The following is a 23,655-nucleotide window of genomic DNA, read 5'->3' as shown; positions in this document are numbered from 1 at the left end:
AGAGCCGGTCAGACACTTCGGGCGCCTGTCGCGCGGGGGATGGTCCCCCGCCTCCCAAGACAGGAGCCGGAACCATGTCCTATGCAGATGCCACCGCTTTCGCCGCAAGCCTAGCCACCACGCTGATGGTTTCGATTATCGTCTACCAGGCCGGGGACGGCACTCACGGCGCCATGCCCGCCAACGAATTCGATGGCGACGAAGAAATGGTCAGGCTGGAACTTGATCCCTTCGGCTGAGGCGCGACAGCGCCTCACCCCGACGGCTCGGAGCGCAAGATCGCGTCCGGGCCTTCAGCGCTGCGCTACCGCTCATCGCCGGCAGCGGCACCGGCTCATGCCCCGACAAGGGAGAGTGAGAGTGCGGACGGGTTTTCCGTGACGGGTTGGTTGCCGGAGAGAGAGCTCCCGGCGCCCGTCCTGGAGCATCCTGCGATGGCCCATGCACCTCAAACCACCTTCGCCCCGATCGGCGACATCCTCGCGCATCAGATCCTGCCCCGGCTGCGCCTTGCCGCGAAGCTGCCGCTGCGCATCACTTGCATCGGCACGGCCCGCTATGCCGGCACCGACGAGGCCGACAGCTTCGACCGCAGCGTCTTTCTCGGCGACCGCCCGTCGCTGGAGAACGCCACCAGCTTCGCGGCCGTTTCGGTCAGGCGCGGCGGCATTGGCGTGGGACAAGATAAGACGCTGCGCTTTCATCCACGCTTCGCCGTCATCCAGGACAACGATCAGAATCTGGTTCTGGCCGGCGAAATCCGCGCCGGGATCATTCTCTGGCAACAGCCTGTCGCCAGCGACGGCGAGGCCCGTCGGATCGTGATCGAAGCCAGCCGCCTGCGCGGACTGGCTTTCGCCGCCTCCGGCCGGGGCGAGCAGGGTGCGGCCCGCAATCATCGCCACCAGGTCGGCCTGCTCGAAGCACGCCTGGTCGACCCCTTCTGGCGCGAGGCCGCCGCCGATCTGCTCCGGCTGCCTCAGGCCGCCTGATCCCATCCCCCGATTTCCACCCATCCGACCCGGCGCTTCGCTTCGCCGGGTTCTCACCTATGGAGTTTTCCCATGCAGAAATTCGTCGTCAGCAAAGGCCACGACGCCTTCGTCTATTACGAAACCGTCCTAGAGGCCGACACGCCCGAAGAGGCGCGAAGTCTCGTCCGGAGCGTTCATTACGAAGGCGCATGGCTCCCCACCGGCTATGTGCAGGAGTTCGACGATTACGAGATCGACGAGCACAGCGGCGTTCGCCTCCTCGACGACGGTGAAGCCGTCGAGGCGTTCCTACCATCGGCATCACCGCCCAGGAGCGCGACGCCTTGCTGGCGGGGCTGCGCCTCCTCCAGCTCGCCCTTGGGCGCGGCGATCTCGAACCTGCGCTCGAAAAGATCGTCACCAATGACGGCGCGCATACCGGCCTCGATCCGACTCGTATCGACGCTCTGTGCGAACGCATCAACGTCTAGGTGGTGGCGATGTATGCGACCTACCTGCGCCTCGACATCCTGGTCTGGGACAGCCAGCGCGCCGTAATCCGCGCCGCGCGCTGCAAGCTGGCTTTATCGGCCCGGCGCGATCCCGCACTGCGGGGCGCGCGAAAGCGGTTCTATCGCGACATGCTGCGCCACCATGCCGATGCCCAGCGGCTTGTGGCGCAGTTCCGCCTCTGACGCTTCCGCACCGCGTCCATCCCTTGAACCTCGCCCGGCCATCGCGCCGGGCTTTCTCGTTTCAGGAGCCTGACATGGCCAACTACTTTACCCATTTCTCGTGCCTGCTTGACGTCGGCACGCCCGATAATGCCGCCCGAGCGCTTGACCTCTACAACAAGCTTTCGGAGGAAGGCGCTTCCGACGAACCGCCGTCCGAGGGGTTTCTCCTATCGATCCAGCCGGAGCACGGGGGTGCCCGGCTCTGGATGCGCGATGACCAGACAGGCGATCCCGAGCGTCTGCTGCGGTTCGTGAAGATCTGCGCGACCGAGTTCCGCCTCAGTGGTCTCTGGGGCTTCCAATACGCCAACACCTGCTCGCGGCCACGCCTCGACGGTTTCGGCGGCGGCGCTCATGTCCTCGACCTCGCCACCGGCGAGACGGTGGCATGGACCTACACCGATGGCTGGCTCGCCCAGGTTCTCGATGGAGGCGGCTCAGATGAGTAAGGTCATCGAAACCACGGTCTATCAGCTCGACGAGCTTGCTGACGCCGCCAAGGAGAAGGCCCGCGATTGGTATCGCGAAGGCGGCTTCGACTACGACTGGTATGATGCCGTTTACGAGGATTTCCAACAGATCGCGGAAATCCTCGGCCTTCGGCTGAAAACCCGCAGCATGCGGCTCAACGGCGTCGGCTCCCGGCAGAAGCCCTGCATCTGGTTTCGGGGGTTCTGGAGCCAGGGCGACGGCGCCTGCTTCGAGACCTTCTATTCCTACCGGAAAAACGCCCCGCGCCGGATCAGGGAACACGCGCCGCAAGACGCCGAACTGCACCGCATCGCCGAGGCGCTTCAGGCGGTCCAGCGGCGTAATTTCTACCAGCTTCGCGCCGAGGCGAGCCATCGCGGTCACTACTACCACGAATACTGCATGACGATCTCGGTCGAGCGCGACAGTCCAACCTATCAGGATATGACGGCCGATGCGGAAGACGCCGTGGCCGAGGCGCTGCGCGACCTGGCCCGTTGGCTCTACCGGCAGCTCGAACGCGAATACGAGTATCTCACCTCGGACGAGGCCGTCGACGAGGCGATCACCGCCAACGAATACACGTTCACGGCAACCGGCCGCCGCTTCGGTTGAACCCTGCAAGCGTCCTGCCATTAGGCAGGGCGCTTTTTGAATGCCGGCCACGGCCTACCTTTCGAGAGTCAGAGGAGGCCGGGACGGGTTTGAGCCTGTGCGGTCGAGAGAGAGCGCTGCGCGGCTCGATCCTGTCCTGCTCTCCCGAGGTCTCCCCATGAACATGATTTCCGCATCCGCGGCGGCATCGGTCGCCGGGCCGCTTCCGCTTGTCCCCGACAGCCATGCCGCCACGTCCGTCTTTTCGGCGGCAGGTCTTCTTCTGCCTCACCTCGAGCGCGGCCAGCGCATCGACGCCGCCACGCTTCGCAGCGCGATGGAAACCGCCTTCGGCGCGTCCGATACCGCTGGCGCCTGGGACTGGAAAACCGCCTATGACGCCAGCGAGGCCGCGATCGTCCTGTTCCTGCGCAAGTACGGAAAGGCGCTTTTCCGTAAAGCCGGTTCGCCAGCCGATAGCCTGCCGCTGCTGACGCGGATCGCCGGGCTGCTGCCGACCCATACACGCCGCTCGGAGGAGGCGCAGACCTTCCAGCAATTCTCCACCCCGATCCCGCTGGGGCTGGCGGCCGCGACTGCCGCCGCCATCACGCCCGCCGACCGGGTTCTGGAACCCTCGGCCGGGACCGGACTGCTCGCCATCCTGGCCGAGATCGCCGGCGGCGCGCTCGTCCTCAACGAGCTGGCCGAGATGCGCGCCGGTCTTCTTTCCTCCCTCTTTCCCGCCTTGTCCGTCACGCGTTTCGACGCGGCGCAGATCGACGATCACCTCGATCCTGCCCTGGTCCCGTCCGTGGTGCTGATGAACCCGCCGTTCTCGGCGCTGGCGAATGTCCAGGGCCGCGTCGCCGATGCCGCCTTCCGCCACGTCGCTTCGGCGCTTGCGCGCCTTGCGCCCGGCGGGCGGCTGGTGACGATCACCGGCGCGAGCTTCGCCCCCGATAATCCTGCCTGGACCCCGGCCTTCGTCCGGCTGCAGGAGCGCGGTCGCGTGGTCTTCTCCGCCGCAGTCGATGGTTCTGTCTATGCCAAGCATGGCACGACGATCGATACCCGGATCACCGTCATCGACAAGCTGCCCGCCGACGATCCGGCAGTCTTCCCGACCTCTCCCGGCGCCGCACCGGATGCCGCCACCCTGATGGTCTGGATCGGCGCGAGCCTGCCCGCGCGTCAGCCTGTCGATCCTTCAGTCGTTGTCCCGGTTGCCGCAGCGCCTACGCCTCGCACCGTGCGCGGCTATATCGCCGCCACGGCGAAAGCCGCCCGCCCGGCGCCGCAGACCGAGCCGGAAGCCGCACCGCTCGACTATGAGATTGTCGATTGGCAGCCGGCCGAGGGCGGCCACATCACCGACGCCATCTATGAGGAATACGCGCTTCAGGTCATCCGTATTCCCGGCGCCCAGCCTCATCCAACCCAGCTCGTCCAGTCGGCGGCGATGGCGAGCGTCGCCCCGCCGAAGCCCGGCTACCGACCGCATCTGCCGAAGACCATTCTTGGTCTTCTGTCCGACGCGCAGCTTGAGACCGTCATCTATGCCGGCCAGGCCCATGCCGACCATCTCGCCGGGGCCTGGACCGTCGACGAGACCTGCGATGTGGTCAGCGCGGCGGCCGAGGACGCCAAGAACGCCGTCCGCTTCCGGCAAGGCTTCTTCGTCGGTGACGGCACCGGCGTCGGCAAGGGTCGGGAATCCGCCGCCATCATCCTCGACAACTGGATGCAGGGCCGCCGCAAGGCCGTCTGGATCTCCAAATCCGACAAATTGCTGGAAGACGCACAACGCGACTGGTCGGCGCTCGGCATGGAGCGCCTCCTGGTTACGCCGCTGTCGCGCTTCCCGCAGGGCAAGCCCGTGACGCTGCCCGAAGGCATCCTTTTCACGACCTATGCCACGCTACGCTCAGACGACCGCGGCGATAGGGTTTCCCGCGTCAAGCAGATCGTCGAATGGTTGGGCGAGGATTTCGATGGAGTGATCATCTTCGACGAGGCGCATTCGATGCAGAACGCCGCAGGCGGCAAGGGAGAACGGGGCGATGTCGCCGCCAGCCAGCAGGGCCGAGCCGGGCTTCGCCTCCAGCACGCCCTGCCGGACGCCCGCATCGTCTATGTCTCCGCGACCGGCGCCACTACGGTCCACAACCTCGCCTATGCCCAGCGCCTTGGCCTTTGGGGCGGCGAGGATTTCCCGTTCGCCACGCGGACCGAATTCGTCGAGGCCATCGAGGGCGGCGGCGTCGCGGCGATGGAGGTTCTGGCCCGCGACATGCGCGCCCTCGGCCTCTACACCGCCCGGTCGCTGTCCTTCGCCGGCGTCGAATACGAGCTGGTCGAGCATGAGCTGACCCCGGAACAGACCCGCATCTACGATGCCTATGCCGGGGCCTTCGCCATCATTCACAACAATCTGGATGCGGCGATGGAAGCGGCCAATATCACCGGCAGCACCGGCACCCTGAATCGGCAGGCGAAATCCGCCGCGCGCTCGGCCTTCGAGTCGGCCAAGCAGCGGTTTTTCGGCCATCTCCTGACCAGCATGAAAACCCCGACGCTGCTCCGCTCCATCGCAGCCGATCTGGAGGCGGGCCATTCGGCCGTCATCCAGATCGTCTCGACCGGCGAGGCGCTTATGGAACGCCGGCTGGCCGAGCTGCCGACCGAGGAATGGAACGACGTCCGCGTGGACATCACCCCGAGGGAATATGTCCTGGACTACCTTGCCCATTCCTTCCCGGTGCAGCTCTACGAGCCGTTCACCGACTCGGAGGGCAATACGTCATCGCGGCCCGTCATGCGCGACGGCCGGCCCGTCGAAAGCCGCGAAGCGGTCGCCCGCCGCGACGAGCTGATCGCAAAGCTCGCCAGCCTGCCGCCGGTCCCCGGTGCGCTGGACCAGCTCATCCAGCAGTTCGGCACCGATACCGTGGCTGAAGTGACGGGCCGGTTGCGGCGCATCATCCGCAAGGCTGGCAAGGGCGTCACTGTTGATCGCCTTGTCGTCGAGAATCGCGCAGCTTCGGCCAACCTGGCCGAAACCCAAGCGTTCATGGACGACGGCAAGCAGGTTCTGGTGTTCTCCGACGCCGGCGGCACAGGCCGCAGCTATCATGCCGAACTGTCGGCACGGAACACGCGGCTGCGCGTCCATTACCTGCTCGAAGCCGGATGGAAGGCCGATACTGCGATCCAGGGGCTTGGCCGAACGCACCGGACCAACCAGAAGCAAGCGCCCCTGTTCCGGCCGATCACCACGAACGTCAAAGCCGAAAAGCGCTTCCTTTCGACCATCGCCCGCCGTCTCGACACCCTGGGCGCGATCACGCGCGGCCAGCGCCAGACCGCCGGTCAGGGCCTGTTTCGGCCCGAAGACAATCTGGAATCGCATTACGCCCGCGACGCGCTGCGCCAGCTCTACCTGCTGCTGGTCCGCGGCAAGGTCGAGGGATGCACGCTCGACCGCTTTGAGAGCGCCACCGGCTTGAAGCTGATGGACTCCAACGGCATCAAGGATGACCTCCCGGCCATCACGACCTTCCTGAACCGGCTGCTGGCCTTGACGATTGAGCTTCAGGGCGTGCTGTTCACCGCCTTCGAGCAACTTCTGACGGCGCGCATCGAGGGCGCCATCGCGTCGGGCACCTATGACGCCGGGCTGGAGACGCTGCGAGCGGAGAGCTTTACCGTCACCGACCGTCAAACAATCTATACCCATCCGCGAACCGGCGCCCAGACCCGCCTGCTGACCATCATCGAGCGCAAGCGCAACCATCCGGTCACGCTGTCGGAGGCCATAGGCAACCTGGACGATCCGCGCGCGGTACTGTTGGTAAACGAGCGGTCGGGCCGCGCCGCCGTGCAGGTTCCGACCACCAGCGTCATGCTGGACGATGGCGAGATCGAGCGCCGTGTCCGACTGATCCGGCCGACGGAAGCGCACAACATCCCGGTCAAGACCATGCCCGAGACCCATTGGGTCGAAGCCGACCGGGACGCCTTCGCCTCTGCCTGGAATGCCGAGATTGCCGAGGTGCCGGAGTTTTCCGACAGCACCCTGCATATGGTGACAGGTCTCCTGTTGCCTATCTGGAAGCGGTTGCCGAACGAATCCACCCGCGTCTATCGGCTCCAGACCGATGCTGGCGAGCGGATCATCGGCCGCCGCGTTTCGCCTGCCTGGGTTGCCCACGCGACCGCGATCGGCGTCGCGTCGATCACGCCGGAGGATGCCTTCACCGCCCTTATGGACGGAAAGACGATCCTCGATCTCGCCGAGGGCCTTCAGCTTCGCCGGGTCCGCGTCATGGGCGCGCTGCGCATCGAACTCACCGGCTTCACCGACACGATGCGCCAGCGCCTCACGGCCTATGGCCTCTATCACGAGATCATCTCGTGGAAGCTGCGCTTCTTCGTGCCGGTGGACGCTCAGGGGCCGGTAATCATCGGCAAGCTCTTCGACCGCTGGCCGGTCGAACGCATCGGCGAACGGGAGGCCGCATAAATGGCTTCGCGTCACGCCTCGGAACTGGCGCATCGCCTCGGCCGCGAGGCCGAGGCGGTCTGCCGCGAATACCTGTCCTCCGGTCGGAGGGCAGGCAATTACTGGCAGGTCGGGGACGCGCAGAACAGCCCCGGCCGCTCCCTCTATGTCCGACTCAGGGACACCCCCAAAGGTCCGGCCGGGAAATGGACCGACGCCGCCACCGGCGACCATGGCGATCTGCTCGACATCATCCGCGAGGCGCTTGGCCTCGTCGATTTCACGGATGTGGCCGAGGAAGCGCGCCGTTTCCTCAGTCTCCCGCATCCCTTGCCGGAACAGACCGGGACACCGACCGGCAGGACATCGAGCATTGCCGTCGGTTCGCCCGAAGCGTCGCGGCGGCTGTTCGCCGTGTCGCAGCCGATTGGCGGCACGCTTGCGGAAATCTACCTCAGCGGGCGGGCAATCACGTCGCTCATCGGCGGCACCGCACTGCGCTACCATCCCCGGTGCTATTACCGGCCCGACGAGCATTCGCCCACGGAGATCTGGCCGGCGATGATCGCGTCCGTCACCGACCTTGACGGGCGACAGACCGGCGCGCACCGCACCTGGCTCGCCCCGGACGGCTCGGGCAAGGCGCCTGTCGAAACGCCGAGGCGGGCGATGGGCGACCTTCTCGGACACGGCGTCCATTTTGGCGTTGCCGGCGATGTGCTGGTCGCCGGAGAGGGCATCGAGACCGTGCTGTCGCCCCGTCAGGTTCTGCCGCACATGCCGATGCTGGCGGCGCTCTCGGCCGCACACCTCGCCGCCATCCTGTTCCCGGCGACGCTGCGCAGGCTCTATGTCCTTCGCGATCGTGATCCGGCTGGGGACGGCGCGAGAGACAGCCTGATCGCCCGAGCTGCGAGCGTCGGGATCGAAGCGGTTGCGATGTCGCCAGCGCGCGAGGACTTCAACGAGGATCTGCGCTGGCGCGGCGTCGATGCCCTCCGGGCGGCCCTGAAGGATCAGCTTCATCCCGTGGACGTCAGCCGGTTCATGGAGGGGTGAGAGGATCGGCGGGGGATGGGGCAAAGCTCTGAATGGCTCCGCCTGCCGTCTCCACTCATCATCGGGAACACCCTTCCCGCGTCGGAGAGGGCGCCCACGGCCTTCTGAGAGGGCGATCGGCTCACAAACGGGCCAGCCGGGCAATGGCGCTGCGCTTTCGGCTATTTTCCGCCAGCGGGGCAAGCCCCGCCTTTGCATCGCGAAGCAAAATAGCCGGCTTGGCCATCAAGGCCCTCGCGGGAGCACGAGGGCTGCCAGGCCGTCCCGCCCGTGAGCTTCGACGCCTGCGAAGGCCGCGATGGGCGCGGTCTCCAGACGAAGGATGCTCCCGATGATGAACGAAGACGATGACACAGGCTTCGAGCCGGTCCACACCTCATCCCCCACCGATCACGTCCTCACCGAACTCCAGCTCTATGGCTACCGCCCCTTCCAGGACGAACCCGATCCGCGTCCGCTGCCGGAGGGCAACACCGTCGCCGCAGCCGTCGCAGACATCTTCGACGCCCTCGTCTCGACGCTCGGCGACACCCGCCTCGAACCCGATCTCGACGATCTCCTCTGGTCGACGGTCAATCTCTTCCATCGCGCCGCCGACCGGGTCGAACGCGAACTGGACGACAACGAGCAGGGGCAGCGCCGCCTTCAGCGGGAACAGGATGGCAGCGAGGTCAAGAGCGTCGAACTCGAACGCCTCACGGCGGAGGGACAGACCCTGGTCGAACGGCGCAACAGCATGGAACTCTTCCGCGACCTCTCGGCGGACGCCTTCGAGCACCACACCGGCACGCCCTGGCGGCCGCGCAGCGGTTCGATGGTCAACCATCGCAACCTCATCTCGGCAATGATCGACAGCCGCGATTTCCTCGCCGCTAAGCGCCGGGCCGAGACGGAGGTGCTGCTGCCCGCCGGTCCCAGAGTCGCCGTCACGGGCGGTGCGGACTTCAACGATCACAACCTGATCTGGACGAAGCTCGATCAGGTTCATGCCAAGCACACGGACATGGTGCTCCTGCACGGCGGCTCGCCGAAGGGCGCTGAACTGATCGCCTCCCGCTGGGCTGACAGTCGCAAGGTGCCGCAGGTCGCCTTCAAGCCCGACTGGACGAAGCACGCCAAGGCCGCGCCCTTCAAGCGCAACGACGCCATGCTCGATGTCCTGCCGGTCGGCGTCCTGGTCTTCCCCGGCACCGGGATTCAGGAGAACCTTGCGGATAAGGCGCGCAAGCTCGGCATTCCAGTCATGAAGTTCGACGGCGGCGCGTAAAGCGCCGCCGCTCGGCGGCCTGCCAGCCGCCTCTACTTGACTGAACACGAGGTTGATGGCTTTCTTGAAGAATATTTGCAGCAACGGCGAACTGGCATAGTCGCAGGCGGAGCGTATTATCCGGCAGCCTGTGGTGATCCTCAATCGTTCATGCGGAGGCTGCCGTGACCCTCATCCTGCTTGCCATCTCCCTGACGATCGCGCTTTGCGTCATCGCCTACAACTTTGCCATCTACGCCTTGCCGTTCATGGTCGGGCTGACGGCCTTTCAATATGTCTATGGAATGGAGGCCGGCTTCCTGCTGTCGGCGCTCGCCGCCCTCGGCGCGGCGCTGCTATCCGTGGCGCTGGTCATCGCCGTCGTAGGCTTTGCCAAGAACCCAGCCTTGCGGCTCATCGCCCTCGCCGTATTCGCGGTGCCGGCGATGATCGCCGGTTATGCGCTCGTGCATGGCGTCACGAAGAACTTCGTCGACTCGACGATTATGCTGAACCTGCTCGGCGGCGCGGGCGGTCTCTTCATCGGCATAGCGGCGATGCTCAATCTCAATGCGCTCGGCACAGGCGTCCTGTCTCGCTGATGCGATCGCGAATCGCCGCTGGTCACGAAGAAATTTGCGCGGCTTGCACCGTCGGGCTTCCGGCATCCTGCTCTGAGGAATGGCGTCACCAGCGCTGTAACTGCCAGGGTCTTCGCTCCGATTGGCCCCGCTGTGGAAGTCGGTCATCGGCTGATACCCTTCCAGCCTTAGCAAGGTCGCCACTCTCTGCTTCGTTCCCCTCCGTATCGTGGCGTCCGCGAACCAGAACCTTCATGCTCTCCAGCCCTGCAATTCACTAGATCGCACCTTCGGCCGACGGGGTGGAACAACGCCATACATCCTGGAGCCCAATAGCCGTTCGTCCTGGTCCCGGCTTGCCTTCCGACTGGCGGCGTGCTGAGGCTCGTGACGGCGATCCCTGCGGCGCGCACCCCGCTCTGATGCGGGTTTCATATCGGGGCCTGTAGCGCCCTCGTTGCCGGGAAGGACGAACGGTTCTGCTGTGCGTCCCCGGTGTGAGCTTTCCGAGGCGCCAATCCCTCCGACTGACTGATCCCCTAAGTCCGTTCGGTTTCCGACCGCAACCCCCGCGGCTCCGGACCGTGTTGCCGCGCAAGCGCGGCTGCCCGCTCCACTCCGGGCCTTAAGGGCGAGGTGCCGCCAAGGCGGCGCTTGCTGGCGTCTCCCGACGGCCTTGGCCGGGTCTCGTCGGAGGGATGGTCCCTTCGAGAAGCAACGGAGACTTACAATGCAGAACATCGTCATTCTTGCCGGCAACATCGGCCAGGACCCCGAAACCCGCAACACCCAGAGCGGCACCTCGATCACCCACTTCACGCTGGCCACCTCGCGCCCCCGCTACTCGGAAGGCAAGGTTGTCCGAGACAAGGACGGCTATCGCGTCCAGGACACCGAGTGGCACCGGATCACCGCCTTCAACGGCCTCGGCAAGACGATCCAGCAGCATTGCGAGAAGGGCATGAAGGTTCTGGTTCGCGGCCGCATCCACTACACCAAGTGGACCGATCAGCAGGGCGTCGAGCGCTACGGCTGCGAGATCATTGCCGAGACGGTGGACTTCCTCAGCCGGGCAAAGCAGACCCAGAACGACGACGGCAAGTTCATCGACGACGATGACATCCCGTTCTGAGCGGGATACCGGGAGCCCGGCGGCGTAAGCCGCCGGGATTTCCTAATTGTCTGGCGTTCCTGGCATGAGTCGTCGTCTCCCGGCAGCACGATAAGCCTCGAACAATCTCTCCTGCTCGCCTTGGCTTGCGGAGAGAGAGCCTAGCACTGCCCGAATCGCCCCCGCCACTGACCAGACGTCAAATCTCTAGGAACACCGATTCTGGGTCGCTTTCCACTCAAACTCCGTCTATAATAGTCGTAGTTCTGGCGTGACGTTGACGCACGGTGGGAGGTGATCATGCATGATCACTTCCCGACAAACACGGGCCGCGCGCGCATTACTGGGTTGGACACAGGAGATGCTCGCTGACAAGGCCAAGGTTTCGCTGACGGCGCTCAAGCGCATGGAGTCGGCCGCTGAACTGCGTGTGTATGAAAGCACCAGCGACCAGGTCCGCAGAGCGCTTGAGGCCGAAGGAATCGCCTTCATCAGATCGGGCCGCAACGAAGGGGTTATGCTTGTCGATGTGCACGAAGCAGCCGAACGCAGCAGAGTCCGGTAATTCCCACCCTTCTACCGCCTCCCGCTTGTCATCGTCGCGCTGTAATGGTGCTTAAGAATAGCAACCGCCATCCCAGAGTGTCACGTGCCGACTAATGACCACAATTGATTTCCTCGACGAAGCCCCTTCCATGCTGTCGCTCACCGAATATGACCGACAGCACATTAAACTCTATGCACGTCTGCTGGACGCAGAGGCAGATGGAGCAGACTGGCGGGAAGCGGCCGAGGTTCTTTTCGGCATCTGTCCAAGGACTGAGCCGGACCGCGCTCGCCGCGTCCACGACAGCCATCTGGCTCGCGCACACTGGATGACCGAGCATGGCTACCGGCAGCTCAGGCGCGGCCGGCCTCATTAGATCCCGTGTTGTCTCAAGTGCAACGCCTGTTGCGCCTTGCAACCTTCCCAAGAAATAGAATCCCCGGAATCAATTCGCTCTGTACGCGTATTCGCTGAACGGGGAGGATTAAATGACGCCCGATACAAGAGAATGGCGATCATCAACTACATACGACTATCTCGATCGGGCAGATGTAGATGCACTGGCGTGGGAGTGCCTTCGGCGCAATCTCGATTACCAGCGCGACTACGCAAACTCCATCCGCACGGCCTCCGAACTCGGGCCTGAGACCGAAGCGATCGGCGATCGCTGGGGTCTCCGATTTCCCCGCCAGGCCGAGCCTGAATGCACTCGAACAACCGGTTTTCTGGACGCCGGAAGCTGACACCAGCGTAGTCCATATCGGACCCGCCCCGGAAATTGAGCAGGTCAGCCCTCGCATTTTCGAGGATATTCGCTCGGAAATCAGCCGCAGTTCAGAGGAAGGACTGCATATATCGGTTCTCACCGGAAGCGGTCGCCTGCACCTTGTCTCGAGAGCGGGTCTCGAGCCGACGCAGTCCATCGCCGCCATCATTCCGCTCGACGCCCACAGCCTGGATCGTGTCCAGTCACTGATCAGACTCTGGCGAAGCCTTCACGGCCTGCCTGTGCCACAGGACAGCCGGATGACGGCGCAGCAGCGCCGTCGTCTCAAAAACATGCTGCGCGCCGCTGACGGCCGTTTGCACAATGCCGACTATCGCGAGATCGCCGAAGCGATTTTCGGAGTTGAACGCGTTGCCAGCGACCCCTGGAAAACGTCCGCGCTCCGGGACGCTGTCCTCGATCTGGTCAAGGACGGCTTCGCGATGATCGACGGCGGTTACCGCAAGCTTCTTCGCCACCGCCGTCGTTCGTAACCTGCGCTACTAGGGCAAGGTGTGCGAATTAGGCCCCCCCAAGTTCGCACTCCCCCTTCGCTATTCTTCTTCGCCACCGTGGCCTTCGTTCGCCGCTGATCGCCAGCGGCTCCCGCGAAAGCCACGGAGGCCACCATGAACGCCAATCTCGCGACCCTGCCGCCGCGCTTCCTCCGCACCAAGGAAGCCGCCGAATTCCTCAGTCTCTCGGCCCGTACCCTCGAAAAGCACCGGACCTACGGCACCGGGCCGGCCTATCGCAAGCTTGGCGGGCGCGTCGTTTATTCTGTCAATGAGCTTGAGGCATGGGCTGAACGCGGCGCCGTGACGTCCACCTCCGATCCGCGGGGCAGCGTGCTACCCGCGAAACGCCATGAGCCCGCACCGGCATCCCATGCCGGCCGTCACGCCCGCTGATCCGCGCGGTCTTTTCAATGACGACGCGGCATCGCCCATCTCCGGAGCGCGGACAACTCGATCTGTTCCACGCGCTCCCTGGCGATTTCGCGCCCCGCGATGCGCAGGACCTCATGGCCTATCCGTTCTTCTCCCTCTCCAAGTCACACCGCACCGCGCCGATCGATTTCGTCGCCGGCGACGTGAGCATCCGCGTCGAGGCGGTTCCCGATCATGGCATGGCCACAATCTGGGATGCCGACATCCTCATCTGGGCGGCGAGCCAGATCGTCGAAGCGCGCGACAAGGGTCTTCGCACTTCGCGCCTGATGGCCGCCACCCCCTACGAGATCCTCAATTTCATCGGTCGCGGCGTATCGATGCGCGATTATCAGCGCCTCAAGGCTGCACTCGACCGGCTGCAGTCGACCACGGTCGCAACCTCAATACGGCAAGCGGCCGAAGGACGCCGCCACCGTTTCTCCTGGATCAATGAATGGCAGGAGCGCACCGATCGCCAAGGGCGTCCCGCTGGCATCGAACTGATCGTGCCGGACTGGTTCTACCGCGCCGTTCTCGACGATGCGCTCGTCCTGACCATCGACCGGGACTATTTCGGTCTCACTGGAGGCCTCGATCGCTGGCTCTACCGCATTGTGCGCAAGCATGGCGGCAAACAACGCAATGGCTGGCGCTTCGACTTCCGCCACCTGCATCAGAAATCCGGCAGTCTTTCGCCATTAAAACGCTTCGCGTTCGAGCTGCGCGACATCATTCGCCGCCAGCCATTGCCTGGCTACTCGCTGTTCCTTGAGGTCGAAGTCGGCGGCCGGTTGCTGCTTGCTTTCGAACCATCGGCGGCCTGTGGACAACCTGTGGACGGCCTCGTGCTATCAGGAACCCGACCTATCGTGCTATCGGGAACCGGAGGCTCGTGCTATCGGGAACCGAAACAGGGTGTAAGCTCTGGAAACAAAAAGCGAAATCGCGCCCTTAACTTAGAGTCTAACCAAGAATCTAACTTTGAAGAGCGCGCGCGCGATGTGGAAAACGTCGCCGGAAGGCGGCCGAACCAGGCCAAAAAGCCATCACTTCAAGCGCATGTAACCGATCAGGCTCTTCGTAGCTCCGCCTGTACGGACCGCTCTTCCGGCCACGCGCATCGCACCTTCGGCGACGAGCCTGGAGGCGCGAAATGATCGTCGCGCTTCTCAATCAGAAAGGCGGCGTCGGCAAAACGACGCTCGCGCTGCATCTTTCTGGTCAATGGGCGCTTGAAGGCAAGCGCATCACCCTGATCGATGCCGACCCACAGGGATCGGCGCTCGACTGGTCGCAGCAACGCACCCGCGAGGGCCTGCCTCGCCTGTTCGGCGTCATCGGCCTGGCGCGCGACACACTTCATCGCGAAGCGCCCGAGCTCGCGCGTGACGCCGATCACATCGTCATCGACGGACCACCACGCGTTGCAGGTCTTATGCGTTCGGCGCTGCTCGCCGCCGATCTTGTCCTGATCCCTGTGCAGCCGTCACCGCTCGATGGCTGGGCCTCGGCCGAAATGCTGGCGCTGCTCGCAGAGGCCCAAATCTATCGGCCGCAACTCATGGCTCGCTTCGTACTCAACCGCTGCACTGCACGCACCGTCATCGCCCGCGAGACCGCCGAGACATTGGCCGACCACGATCCGCCCCTGCTGTCGGCGACGATCGGCCAGCGTGTCGCCTTCGCCGACCTAGCACAGTCCGGGTGCCTCGTTTTTGAGGCCGACGACAATAGCGCGGCCGCGCGCGAGATCGCCGCCCTGACTGCGGAAGTCGGGAGGTTGGCGCCATGACCAAAGCCAGCGCCCGGCGCGGCTTCGTCGCGCGTCCTTCCGACCCAGACGACTGGATCAAGTCCGCCGAACCGGTGTCGCCTGGTCCAGCTTCCAGCACGGGCTTCACCGCTAGGCTGACCATCGACGTCACGCCGGAGGTGCGCGGTCGCATCAAGATCGCCGCCTTTCAACGCGGCGTCACCGTCGCCGACATGCTTCGCGAATTGCTCGCGCGCGAATTCCCCCAATCACCAGGAGACCCGTCATGACCGGCATCGCGGCCCCCCGCATGCGCGGCGGCTCGATGCCGTCGTCTTTCCAAACCGACCGTCTCACCCACGTCGAGCTGACATGGGTGGAAAAGCAGATCGAATACTGGATCAGGTTCGGTCAAGACGTGCAGGAGACGATCCTTGATCGCCGCCGCCGCGTCCTCTCGTTCAGGCCCGGCACGACTTTCGCCTTCGTCCGGTGGGCGTCCAACGACTTCGGCACGATCATCTCGCGCATCGATATCGTGCGCGCCATCACGCCCGGCGAGTCCTATCAGACGCTGCCCTTTGTGCGCCCCGGCGGCGACATCCTGCTCAAGATCGAAAGCTGGCCGAAGGTCGAACGCGTGCTGCAGCTCATCGACGCGATCGAGGCCCTTTCGCTCGATCCGGCCGACGCCGCGCCAGACTATTGGCGGCATGTACACAACCGACTGAGCGCCGGCCAGGACGCACGCCGCTACTCGCGCGATCAGCACCAGGCGTGGCTTAAGCGCCGGAGGATCGTGCCATGACCGACCTCAAATGGGCCATGGCGACGTTCGTAGCGTCCAGCGCGATCGCCGTGACGACGTGGATCGACGCCCCCACCAAACTCATCTGGAATGCCTCGGCCAGCACCCCGATCGGTTTCTATTCGGTCGAACCTGCAAAGCGGCTCGAAGTCACCGATCTGGTCGCCGTCACTGCGCCGGAACCGATTGCGAGCTTTCTCGCCGACGGCGGATACCTGCCGCGCGACACGCCACTCCTAAAACGGGTCCTCGGCCTTCCCGGGCAGACCGTCTGCCGCTCCGGCGTCCTGATCAGTGTCGACGGCGTCGCGATGGGAACGGCTCTCCAACGCGACCGAATCGACCGCCCGCTCCCCGATTGGCAGGGCTGCCGGATCGTCGCGGACGGCGAGGTCTTCCTCATGAACTGGGACGTTCCCGACAGTCTGGACGGCCGCTACTTCGGCCCGATCCCGGCCAGCGCCGTCATCGGCCGCGCGGTTCCCTTGTGGACCGACGAGGACGGCCACGGCCGCTTCGAATGGCGGGCGCCAACGCGGTGATCGCTTCGCCTGGGGCGGGCGCGCTGCTCGCCCAATCCTTCTCCACCGCATCTTGAAAGGAAACCGCCATGCCGCAAATCGGCGAATTCACCCGCGAGGAATCCGGCTTCACCGGCCGCATTCATACGCTCACCCTATTTCGCGAGATCACCATCGTTCCCGTCGATCCCTCGGACGTCGAGAACGCGCCGAGCTACCGCGTCCATCACGGCGCGGATGACAACGCACCGGAGATCGGCGCGGCCTGGACGGAGTCCAGCGAAAAGGCTGGTGAATATCTGTCACTGCTGATCGACGACCCCAGCTTTGCGCAGCCGATCCGTGCCCGCCTGTTCCAGAACGGGGCTGATACGACCTCCTGGTCTTTGCACTGGAGCCGCCCTCAGAAGCGCGGCGAACGGGAATAGCGCATGCGGATCGCTCGCACGACCCCCGCATCGCCGATGTCAACCGGGCGGCCTCGCGCTGCCCGGTGCATCATCCTCTTCCTCCTTTCCGGCCTGTCTGTTTCCGCCGCGCCGCCGCTCGCCGTACTGGCGCAGAGCGCTCCGTCGATCGCGCAGCCAACCCACGATCCTCACGCCGCCTTCGTGACCGAAGCCTCACAGCGTTTCGGTATTCCCGAACACTGGATCAGGTCGGTGCGCCGCGTCGAAAGCGCCGATGACGCGCGCGCCGTCTCATCGGCGGGAGCAATGGGCCTGATGCAGGTCATGCCCGCCACTTGGGCGGAATTGCGCGTCCGTTATGGCCTTGGACGCGATCCGTTCGACCCGCGCGACAACATCATCGCTGGTACGGCCTATCTGCGCGAAATGTACGATAGCTACGGATCGCCGGGCTTTCTTGGAGCCTATAACGCTGGACCCGGACGCTATGAGGAATACCTCGCGGGCCGCCCCCTTCCGGCAGAAACCCGCGCCTATGTCGCCACGCTCGCGCCATTGATCGGCGGGGCTCACCTGTCGCCACCCGCACCGGGGACCGTCGATGTTGCCGCCGCCGATCCGCACGCTTGGCGACGAGCTCCGCTCTTCGTCACGCCGTCAGCCCACGGTCTGGATGCGCGCAAAATGGTATCCGAACCGCAAGACAACGACGCCCGGACTGCGCCGTCATCGGGCGAAGGTCCCGCCAATTCTGTGCAAAGCGGCAGCATTTTCGTTGCCCGTGCCGACGATGGAGACCCGCAATGAGCCGGTTCGCATCATGGCGCAGCTTGGCGTGTTCCAGAGAGCGTTGTGCGCAAGGGTGGGAGGAGCAGAGAGCAACGACAGCAGGACGGCGAGATAAAAGGGCCTCGCCATATTCGCACAAGCCATTGACATGGCTTGGCTTTTGGCGTGCTGGTCGGTCGGGTCGCGTGCCGCGACTGCTGTTTTACCCAGCGATTTCAACAGTGTTTTCGGCACTGTGCGCCTTCGCGCCGTCTCGGGAGGCCCTCCCATGAGCGAGGGCGACAGCGATTTCCGCGTCCGCCCAGGACGCATCAAATCCACGCGCGCACCCAAGTCCAAGAGCTTCATCAATCAAGTGCTGAGGGCCTCGAAGAAGGCCGGGCACAGCTCTGGCGAAGGGCAGACCGCCAAGAGAAGCGCCGGCCGTGGTCATTCAACCTTCGGGCGTGGACGCACCAGCTTCAGCCGTTCGCGCATATTCAGCGCTTCGCGCCGTGTCGTCATCAAGGCGCGCGTGGTCCGCCATCAGGGCACGTCATTCCGCTCCGCGCCACTCTCGGCTCATGTGTCCTACCTGAAGCGCGAAGGCGTCAGCCGTGATGGGGAGAAGGGGGTCTTGTTCGACGCGACGAACGAGCGCGCCGACGATCTCGCCTTCTCCGACCGATGCAGGGATGACCGGCATCATTTTCGATTCATCGTCTCGCCCGAAGACGCGGGGGACATGACCGATCTGCGAGAGTTCACCCGCGACCTCGCCAACCAGATGGAATCGGATCTGGGCACCAAGCTCGACTGGGTCGCCGTCGATCACTGGAACACCGACAATCCGCATGTGCATTTGCTTGTGCGCGGCGTCGACGAGACCGGCGCCGATCTGGTCATCTCGCGCGATTACATCAGCCGCGGCCTGCGCTCCCGCGCCGAGGATCTTGTCTCCATCGAACTCGGCCCCAAGCCCGAACATGAAATCCGCAACGCGCTGGAAAAGGAAGTCACCGCCGAGCGCTGGACACGGCTCGATGTTGAAATCCGCATCGCCGCCGACGAGACCGGCTTTATCGACCTGCGCCCCGAGGCGAACCGCAAGACCGATCCCTCGCTGCGCCGCCTGATGATCGGCAGACTCCAGCATCTCGAAAGGATGGAGCTCGCGGCACAAGGCGCTCCAGGGGAATGGACCGTCGGGCTGCAGGCCGAACGCACACTGCGCGATCTCGGCATTCGCGGCGACATCATCAAGACCATGCACCGCGCCTTCACCGAGCGTGGTCAGGATCGCGGCGTCAGCGATTACACGATCGACGGCGGCGGGGCGGGTTCACCCGTTATTGGCCGCCTGGTCGATCGCGGCCTGCATGACGAGCTGACCGGCGAAGCCTATGCCGTGATCGACGGCACGGACGGCCGCGCGCACCATGTCCGCTTCCGCGGGATCGAGGCCTTCGAGCATGCGCCCCCGATTGGCGGCATCGTCGAGGTACGTCGCTTCGGCGGCCCCGACGATCCCCGGCCGACGCTGGCGCTCGCCAACCGATCGGACTTCGATCTCAACCGCCAGATCACGGCGCCGGGCGCGACCTGGCTGGATCATCGCCTGGTTGAGCGCGAGGCGATGCCCATGTCGATGGGAGGCTTCGGCGCCGAGGTGCGCGACGCCATGCAGGCGCGCGCCGAGCATCTAGCCGATGAAGGCCTTGCCCGCCGGCAGGGCCAACGCATCCTGCTGCAACGCGATCTCCTCAATACGCTGCGACAGCGCGAGCTCGATGCCGTTGGCACGAAGCTCCAGAGCGAACACGGACTGCCGTACCAGAAAGCGCAGGCCGGCGAGCATGTCGCCGGTGTCTATCGCCAGCGTATCGCGCTCACCTCGGGCCGCTTCGCCATGATCGACAATGGGCTCGGCTTCCAGCTCGTGCCCTGGACACCGCCGCTCGAAAAGAAGCTCGGCCAGCATATCGCCGGCGTCGCCAAGGGGCATGGCGGCATCGAGTGGAGCCTGGGTCGCCAGCGCGGCCTGGGCCTCTAGCACCACAAGCAGCAAGAAAGGACCCGGCGAATGTCCGCCACCAAAATCCTCTGGGGCCAGATCCTCACCGTCTTTCTGATCATCCTCCTCACCACCTGGGGCGCGACGCAATATGTCGCCTGGCAACTTGGCTATCAGGCCCAGCTCGGCACACCATGGTTCGAGCTTGCCGGGACGCCGATCTATTATCCCCCTGCAATCTTCTGGTGGTGGTACTTCTTCGACGCATATGCGCCGGGCGTGTTCGCCAAGGGCGGCGTCATCGCCGCATCAGGCGGCTTCATCGCCATCGCGGTCGCCATCGGCATGTCGGTGTGGCGCGCTCGCGAACAGAAGAACATCGAAACCTATGGCTCGGCTCGATGGGCGAAGCCGCAGGAGGTGAAGGCGGCTGGCCTGCTCAACCCTGACGGCGTCGTCCTCGGTAAGCTCGATCGTGACTATCTTCGCCACGACGGACCGGAGCATGTTCTGTGTTTTGCTCCGACCCGATCCGGCAAGGGTGTCGGCCTCGTCGTGCCAACCCTGCTGACCTGGCCGGGCTCCGTCGTCGTTCACGACATCAAGGGCGAAAACTGGCAGCTCACCGCCGGCTTCCGCTCGAAGCACGGTCGGGTGCTGCTATTCGACCCCACCAATCCGAAATCGGCCGCCTACAATCCTCTGCTCGAAGTGCGGCGCGGCGAGTGGGAGGTGCGCGACGTCCAGAACGTCGCTGACGTCCTGGTCGACCCCGAGGGTTCGCTGGAGAAACGCAATCACTGGGAAAAGACCAGTCACTCTTTGCTGGTCGGCGCCATCCTTCACGTCCTCTATGCCGAGAAGGACAAGACCCTTGCCGGCGTCGCAGGTTTCCTGTCCGACCCGAAGCGCCCGATCGAGACCACGCTGGCGGCGATGATGACCACGCCACATCTCGGCGAGGCCGGCCCCCACCCCGTCATCGCTTCAACGGCCCGCGAACTGCTCAACAAATCCGACAACGAGCGCTCCGGCGTCCTGTCCACCGCCATGTCCTTTCTGGGCCTGTACCGCGATCCCGTTGTTGCTGAAGTGACACGCCGCTGCGACTGGCGCATCGCCGACCTGATCGAGGACGCGCTGCCGGCCACCCTCTACCTGGTGGTCCCGCCATCCGACATCTCGCGCACCAAGCCGTTGATCCGGCTTGTGCTCAACCAGATCGGTCGCCGCCTGACCGAGGATCTGCACACCAAGGCCCGGCGGCACCGCGTGCTGATGATGCTCGACGAGTTTCCGGCTCTCGGCCGCCTCGACTTCTTCGAAAGCGCGCTCGCCTTCATGGCCGGCTACGGCATGAAAGCCTTCCTCATCGCCCAGTCGCTCAACCAGATCGAAAAGGCCTACGGCGCCAATAACTCGATCCTCGACAACTGCCATGTCCGCGTGAGCTTTGCGACCAATGACGAGCGCACCGCAAAGCGCGTCTCGGATGCGCTCGGCACAGCCACCGAAATGAAGGCGATGAAAAACTACGCCGGGCACCGTCTGTCGCCCTGGCTCGGTCATCTCATGGTGTCGCGCTCTGAAACCGCGCGTCCGCTGCTGACCCCCGGTGAGATCATGCAGCTTCCGCCCAACGATGAAATCGTCATGTTGGCGGCTACCCCGCCGATCCGGGCCAACAAGGCGCGCTACTTCGAGGACAAGCGCTTCGTCGAGCGCGTACTGCCCCCGCCGGACCCGGCCCAAACCAGTCGCACGACGCGCAAGGACGCCTGGACAGAGCTGAAGCCGCAGGCGCCGGACGCTGCGCTGCTCGCCGAGATCCAGAAGGCCGAGCAAGACGCGGCCAATAGCGGCCTTCGTCGAGAACCCGAGCTTCCCGATCATGTCGCCATCGTCAAGGAAACGACCGATCCGAACCCTGCCGACGAGTTCAAAGCTCTGCTCGACGACGAACCCGAGGACGCCGCGCGCCAACGGCAAGCGCTTCGCCGCCACATGACTGGAATCGCCCGCCAGGTCTCCATGGACCCCAACGACAATATGGAGCTCTGAGCCATGCGCGACCGCATGAATGTGTACTTTCCGCCTGAGATGCTGCGCCAGATCGCCGACCTCGCGGACCGCAAGAAGATCTCGCGCTCGGCGATCGTCGAGGCTGCGGTCGCATCGTTTCTTTCGCCTGATGGAGCAGACAAGCGCGAAGCCGCCCTCACACGCCGTCTCGACCGCATGACCAGGCAGATCCACCGCATCGAACGCGATCTCGGCATCACGGCCGAGACGCTTGCCCTATACGTTCGCTTCTGGCTGTCGGTCACGCCGCCGCTGACCGGCGACGCCAACTCAGCTGCGCAGGCGAGGGGCCGCGAACGCTACGAAGGGTTTATCGAGACGATCGGACGGCGCCTCCAACAGGGTCAGAGCTTCTTGCGTGAGATACCCGACGATATCGGTTCGGACGATCAACGCGAGAGCTGAAGAGTGGCGGGGTGGCAGCGACGGCTTTTGAGCACATTGCTGTCATCTGGCTTGGTTCAGCTTTCTCTCGATAAAGTCGATGGCGGCCGCGACCCCATCCTCGGCACGGATAGCTGTTCCAATTTCGGCGGCACGGGCGCGCATGCCGACATCGTCCATCGCCAGAAAGGCAGAAGCCAGGTCCTCTACTGTCATCGCATCCTTGCCGAGGGGCTTTGGCCCCACCCCAAGAGCAACGACGCGACGCGCCCAGAAGGGCTGATCACCGAGAAATGGACAAATGGCCGTGGGATTGCCCGAACGCAAAGCAGCGCCAGTGGTCCCAGCACCGCCGTGATGTAGCGTTGCGTGCATAAGCGGAAGGAGCCGATCGTGCGGAGCGCCCGAGATGACATGGATATGCCGACTCGGCTCGATCTGCCCGAGCGCACCGCCCGCGGTCGCGAGCAACCCCCGCTTGCCCGCTCGCTTCAAACCGTCGACCACGAGACTTGCCAGCCGTTGCGGATCAACACCGGGCATGCTGCCGAAGCCGATATAGATCGGCGGATCGCCAGCCGCGAGGAAATCAGCAAGCTCCGCGTCAGGCTTCCAATCCGGCGTATCGAGGAACCAGTAGCCGGTCACTGCAACCTCTGCGCCCCAGTCTTTCGGCTTTTGCAGTACGTGCGGACTGTAACCATAGAGTGTGCCAGTCAGCGGAGCCGCTTTGCCGCGAGCGGAGGTCCCGAGCGCCTCGGCTCGCCATGCGCGGATCGTCTTTGCAAACAGCGTGGGCCCGCCGTGGATCATCAGGGCATGACTTATTCGATTGAGCGGTCCAAGCGAACCGAACGGGAGGATTGGTGTCGGAAAAGCCGACGTATAGGTGAAGCCCGGCAGCGGCGGTGCGAGGAAGAGTGGTACGCCGAGCTTCGCCGCGATATGGGGTGCGCCTAGCGCCTTGGGGTGGAACAAGATTGCTTCGGGAGCGAACATGCGAGCGGCATCTCACTCGGCATCAAGCAGCTTTCGGCCTATCTCGCGATAATACCGCAGCAGCTTAAAGCCGGCTGCAAAACCAGCGCCCGAGCTGCCGATAGCCTTTTTCGCTTCGGCGGTTTCGAGCAGATCCAGGAACTCGGCTGGCAAAGGCGCAAACGCAACGCCCTCGGCCGCTGCCATCTCGGCGAATTGAGCTGGTGCAACAATCAGCACCTCGTGCCCGCGCGCCTTGAGCCCACGGGAGAGCGCCAGATAAGGCTGAAAGTCGCCGCGCGTGCCGAGCGTGTGGATGGAGAAACGCATCCTCTTATTCCCTTAAAGGTCGACGATGATGCAACGCATTTGAGGGTTACGATGTGCGCTCCAGCGACGTGGGCAATATACGTCC

At 64.5% G+C, this 23,655-nt stretch carries 28 protein-coding genes; 26 read left to right on the top strand and 2 right to left on the bottom strand.

Going from position 1 to position 23,655, the window contains the following annotated elements; genetic code table 11:
- Positions 1-74: 74 nt before the first annotated feature.
- The 26 genes from DRW48_RS16125 to DRW48_RS08475 all read left to right on the top strand — a co-directional run bounded on the left by DRW48_RS16125 (position 75) and on the right by DRW48_RS08475 (position 22,283).
- Positions 75-239: a hypothetical protein gene (locus tag DRW48_RS16125; protein ID WP_199286077.1), complete on the top strand. Its 165-nt coding sequence runs from the start codon at positions 75-77 to the stop codon at positions 237-239.
- Between the two features lie 138 nt (positions 240-377).
- Complete coding sequence (locus DRW48_RS08600; RefSeq protein ID WP_479684907.1) at positions 378-992, top strand: hypothetical protein; 615 nt, start codon at positions 378-380, stop codon at positions 990-992.
- 326 nt (positions 993-1,318) lie between these two features.
- Positions 1,319-1,465 (top strand): hypothetical protein, encoded by a 147-nt coding sequence (locus DRW48_RS16295; RefSeq protein WP_241963215.1) that lies wholly within the window; start codon positions 1,319-1,321, stop codon positions 1,463-1,465.
- A 9-nt stretch (positions 1,466-1,474) separates the two neighbouring features.
- Positions 1,475-1,669, top strand: coding sequence for a hypothetical protein (locus DRW48_RS08590; RefSeq protein WP_035284207.1), 195 nt, complete (start codon positions 1,475-1,477; stop codon positions 1,667-1,669).
- A gap of 74 nt (positions 1,670-1,743) precedes the next feature.
- On the top strand, positions 1,744-2,160 hold the full coding sequence (locus tag DRW48_RS08585) for a hypothetical protein (RefSeq protein WP_003167753.1): 417 nt from the start codon (positions 1,744-1,746) through the stop codon (positions 2,158-2,160).
- Positions 2,153-2,797, top strand: coding sequence for an antitoxin of toxin-antitoxin stability system (locus DRW48_RS08580; RefSeq protein ID WP_114077457.1), 645 nt, complete (start codon positions 2,153-2,155; stop codon positions 2,795-2,797). The genes DRW48_RS08585 and DRW48_RS08580 overlap by 8 nt, the downstream gene beginning before the upstream one ends.
- A gap of 157 nt (positions 2,798-2,954) precedes the next feature.
- Complete coding sequence (locus DRW48_RS08575; RefSeq protein ID WP_114076041.1) at positions 2,955-7,301, top strand: bifunctional class I SAM-dependent methyltransferase/DEAD/DEAH box helicase; 4,347 nt, start codon at positions 2,955-2,957, stop codon at positions 7,299-7,301.
- Positions 7,302-8,339 carry a DUF7146 domain-containing protein gene (locus DRW48_RS08570; RefSeq protein ID WP_114076040.1) on the top strand — a complete coding sequence of 346 codons (1,038 nt, stop codon included), beginning with the start codon at positions 7,302-7,304 and terminating at the stop codon, positions 8,337-8,339.
- A gap of 334 nt (positions 8,340-8,673) precedes the next feature.
- Entirely contained in the window at positions 8,674-9,606 is a 933-nt protein-coding gene (locus DRW48_RS08565; RefSeq protein WP_199286208.1) for an SLOG family protein, read from the top strand.
- 164 nt (positions 9,607-9,770) lie between these two features.
- On the top strand, positions 9,771-10,187 hold the full coding sequence (locus tag DRW48_RS08560) for a hypothetical protein (protein WP_010395074.1): 417 nt from the start codon (positions 9,771-9,773) through the stop codon (positions 10,185-10,187).
- A gap of 709 nt (positions 10,188-10,896) precedes the next feature.
- A complete protein-coding gene (locus DRW48_RS08550; protein WP_114076039.1) occupies positions 10,897-11,298 on the top strand; it encodes a single-stranded DNA-binding protein in 402 nt (133 codons plus the stop codon).
- Between the two features lie 283 nt (positions 11,299-11,581).
- Entirely contained in the window at positions 11,582-11,842 is a 261-nt protein-coding gene (locus DRW48_RS08545; protein ID WP_029371814.1) for a helix-turn-helix domain-containing protein, read from the top strand.
- Positions 11,843-11,936: 94 nt separating this feature from the next.
- Positions 11,937-12,200 carry a DNA -binding domain-containing protein gene (locus DRW48_RS08540; RefSeq protein ID WP_171218693.1) on the top strand — a complete coding sequence of 88 codons (264 nt, stop codon included), beginning with the start codon at positions 11,937-11,939 and terminating at the stop codon, positions 12,198-12,200.
- 112 nt (positions 12,201-12,312) lie between these two features.
- Entirely contained in the window at positions 12,313-12,567 is a 255-nt protein-coding gene (locus DRW48_RS08535; protein WP_114076038.1) for a transcriptional regulator domain-containing protein, read from the top strand.
- The gene (locus DRW48_RS16290; protein ID WP_241963450.1) at positions 12,467-13,084 is read left to right on the top strand and encodes a DUF2285 domain-containing protein; all 618 of its coding nucleotides are present in this window, start codon (positions 12,467-12,469) and stop codon (positions 13,082-13,084) included. Before DRW48_RS08535 ends, DRW48_RS16290 begins: the two co-directional genes overlap by 101 nt.
- 135 nt (positions 13,085-13,219) lie before the next feature.
- Positions 13,220-13,501 (top strand): helix-turn-helix transcriptional regulator, encoded by a 282-nt coding sequence (locus DRW48_RS08525; protein WP_003167739.1) that lies wholly within the window; start codon positions 13,220-13,222, stop codon positions 13,499-13,501.
- A 113-nt stretch (positions 13,502-13,614) separates the two neighbouring features.
- Entirely contained in the window at positions 13,615-14,679 is a 1,065-nt protein-coding gene (locus DRW48_RS08520; RefSeq protein WP_199286206.1) for a replication initiator protein A, read from the top strand.
- On the top strand, positions 14,676-15,314 hold the full coding sequence (gene parA, locus DRW48_RS08515) for a ParA family partition ATPase (RefSeq protein ID WP_114076036.1): 639 nt from the start codon (positions 14,676-14,678) through the stop codon (positions 15,312-15,314). The genes DRW48_RS08520 and parA overlap by 4 nt, the downstream gene beginning before the upstream one ends.
- Positions 15,311-15,565, top strand: a complete 255-nt coding sequence (locus DRW48_RS08510) for a hypothetical protein (protein ID WP_114076035.1) — start codon at positions 15,311-15,313, stop codon at positions 15,563-15,565. Before parA ends, DRW48_RS08510 begins: the two co-directional genes overlap by 4 nt.
- On the top strand, positions 15,562-16,083 hold the full coding sequence (locus DRW48_RS08505; RefSeq protein WP_114076034.1) for a DUF2840 domain-containing protein: 522 nt from the start codon (positions 15,562-15,564) through the stop codon (positions 16,081-16,083). Before DRW48_RS08510 ends, DRW48_RS08505 begins: the two co-directional genes overlap by 4 nt.
- Positions 16,080-16,625 (top strand): S26 family signal peptidase, encoded by a 546-nt coding sequence (locus DRW48_RS08500; RefSeq protein ID WP_114076033.1) that lies wholly within the window; start codon positions 16,080-16,082, stop codon positions 16,623-16,625. Before DRW48_RS08505 ends, DRW48_RS08500 begins: the two co-directional genes overlap by 4 nt.
- Before the next feature lie 68 nt (positions 16,626-16,693).
- Positions 16,694-17,032 carry a DUF736 domain-containing protein gene (locus DRW48_RS08495; protein ID WP_003167733.1) on the top strand — a complete coding sequence of 113 codons (339 nt, stop codon included), beginning with the start codon at positions 16,694-16,696 and terminating at the stop codon, positions 17,030-17,032.
- A 3-nt stretch (positions 17,033-17,035) separates the two neighbouring features.
- Entirely contained in the window at positions 17,036-17,821 is a 786-nt protein-coding gene (locus DRW48_RS08490) for a lytic transglycosylase domain-containing protein (RefSeq protein WP_114076032.1), read from the top strand.
- 250 nt (positions 17,822-18,071) lie between these two features.
- Positions 18,072-19,835 (top strand): relaxase/mobilization nuclease domain-containing protein, encoded by a 1,764-nt coding sequence (locus tag DRW48_RS08485; protein WP_114076031.1) that lies wholly within the window; start codon positions 18,072-18,074, stop codon positions 19,833-19,835.
- Between the two features lie 30 nt (positions 19,836-19,865).
- Positions 19,866-21,857 carry a conjugal transfer protein TraG gene (locus DRW48_RS08480; protein WP_114076030.1) on the top strand — a complete coding sequence of 664 codons (1,992 nt, stop codon included), beginning with the start codon at positions 19,866-19,868 and terminating at the stop codon, positions 21,855-21,857.
- A 3-nt stretch (positions 21,858-21,860) separates the two neighbouring features.
- Positions 21,861-22,283, top strand: a complete 423-nt coding sequence (locus DRW48_RS08475; RefSeq protein ID WP_114076029.1) for a CopG family transcriptional regulator — start codon at positions 21,861-21,863, stop codon at positions 22,281-22,283.
- 42 nt (positions 22,284-22,325) lie between these two features.
- Here DRW48_RS08475 and DRW48_RS08470 read toward each other — a convergent pair whose 3' ends face one another.
- Together DRW48_RS08470 and DRW48_RS16285 are read right to left on the bottom strand one after the other, a co-directional pair.
- Positions 22,326-23,261, bottom strand: a complete 936-nt coding sequence (locus DRW48_RS08470) for a glycosyltransferase (RefSeq protein ID WP_241963214.1) — start codon at positions 23,259-23,261, stop codon at positions 22,326-22,328.
- A gap of 12 nt (positions 23,262-23,273) precedes the next feature.
- A complete protein-coding gene (locus DRW48_RS16285; protein ID WP_241963213.1) occupies positions 23,274-23,570 on the bottom strand; it encodes a glycosyltransferase in 297 nt (98 codons plus the stop codon).
- Between the last annotated feature and the right edge of the window lie 85 nt (positions 23,571-23,655).

This window comes from Paracoccus suum, assembly GCF_003324675.1.
Classification (GTDB): Bacteria; Pseudomonadota; Alphaproteobacteria; order Rhodobacterales; family Rhodobacteraceae; genus Paracoccus; species Paracoccus suum.
The sequence above is the reverse complement of the archived record's forward strand: the minus strand, read 5'-3'. Positions and strand labels throughout refer to the sequence as shown.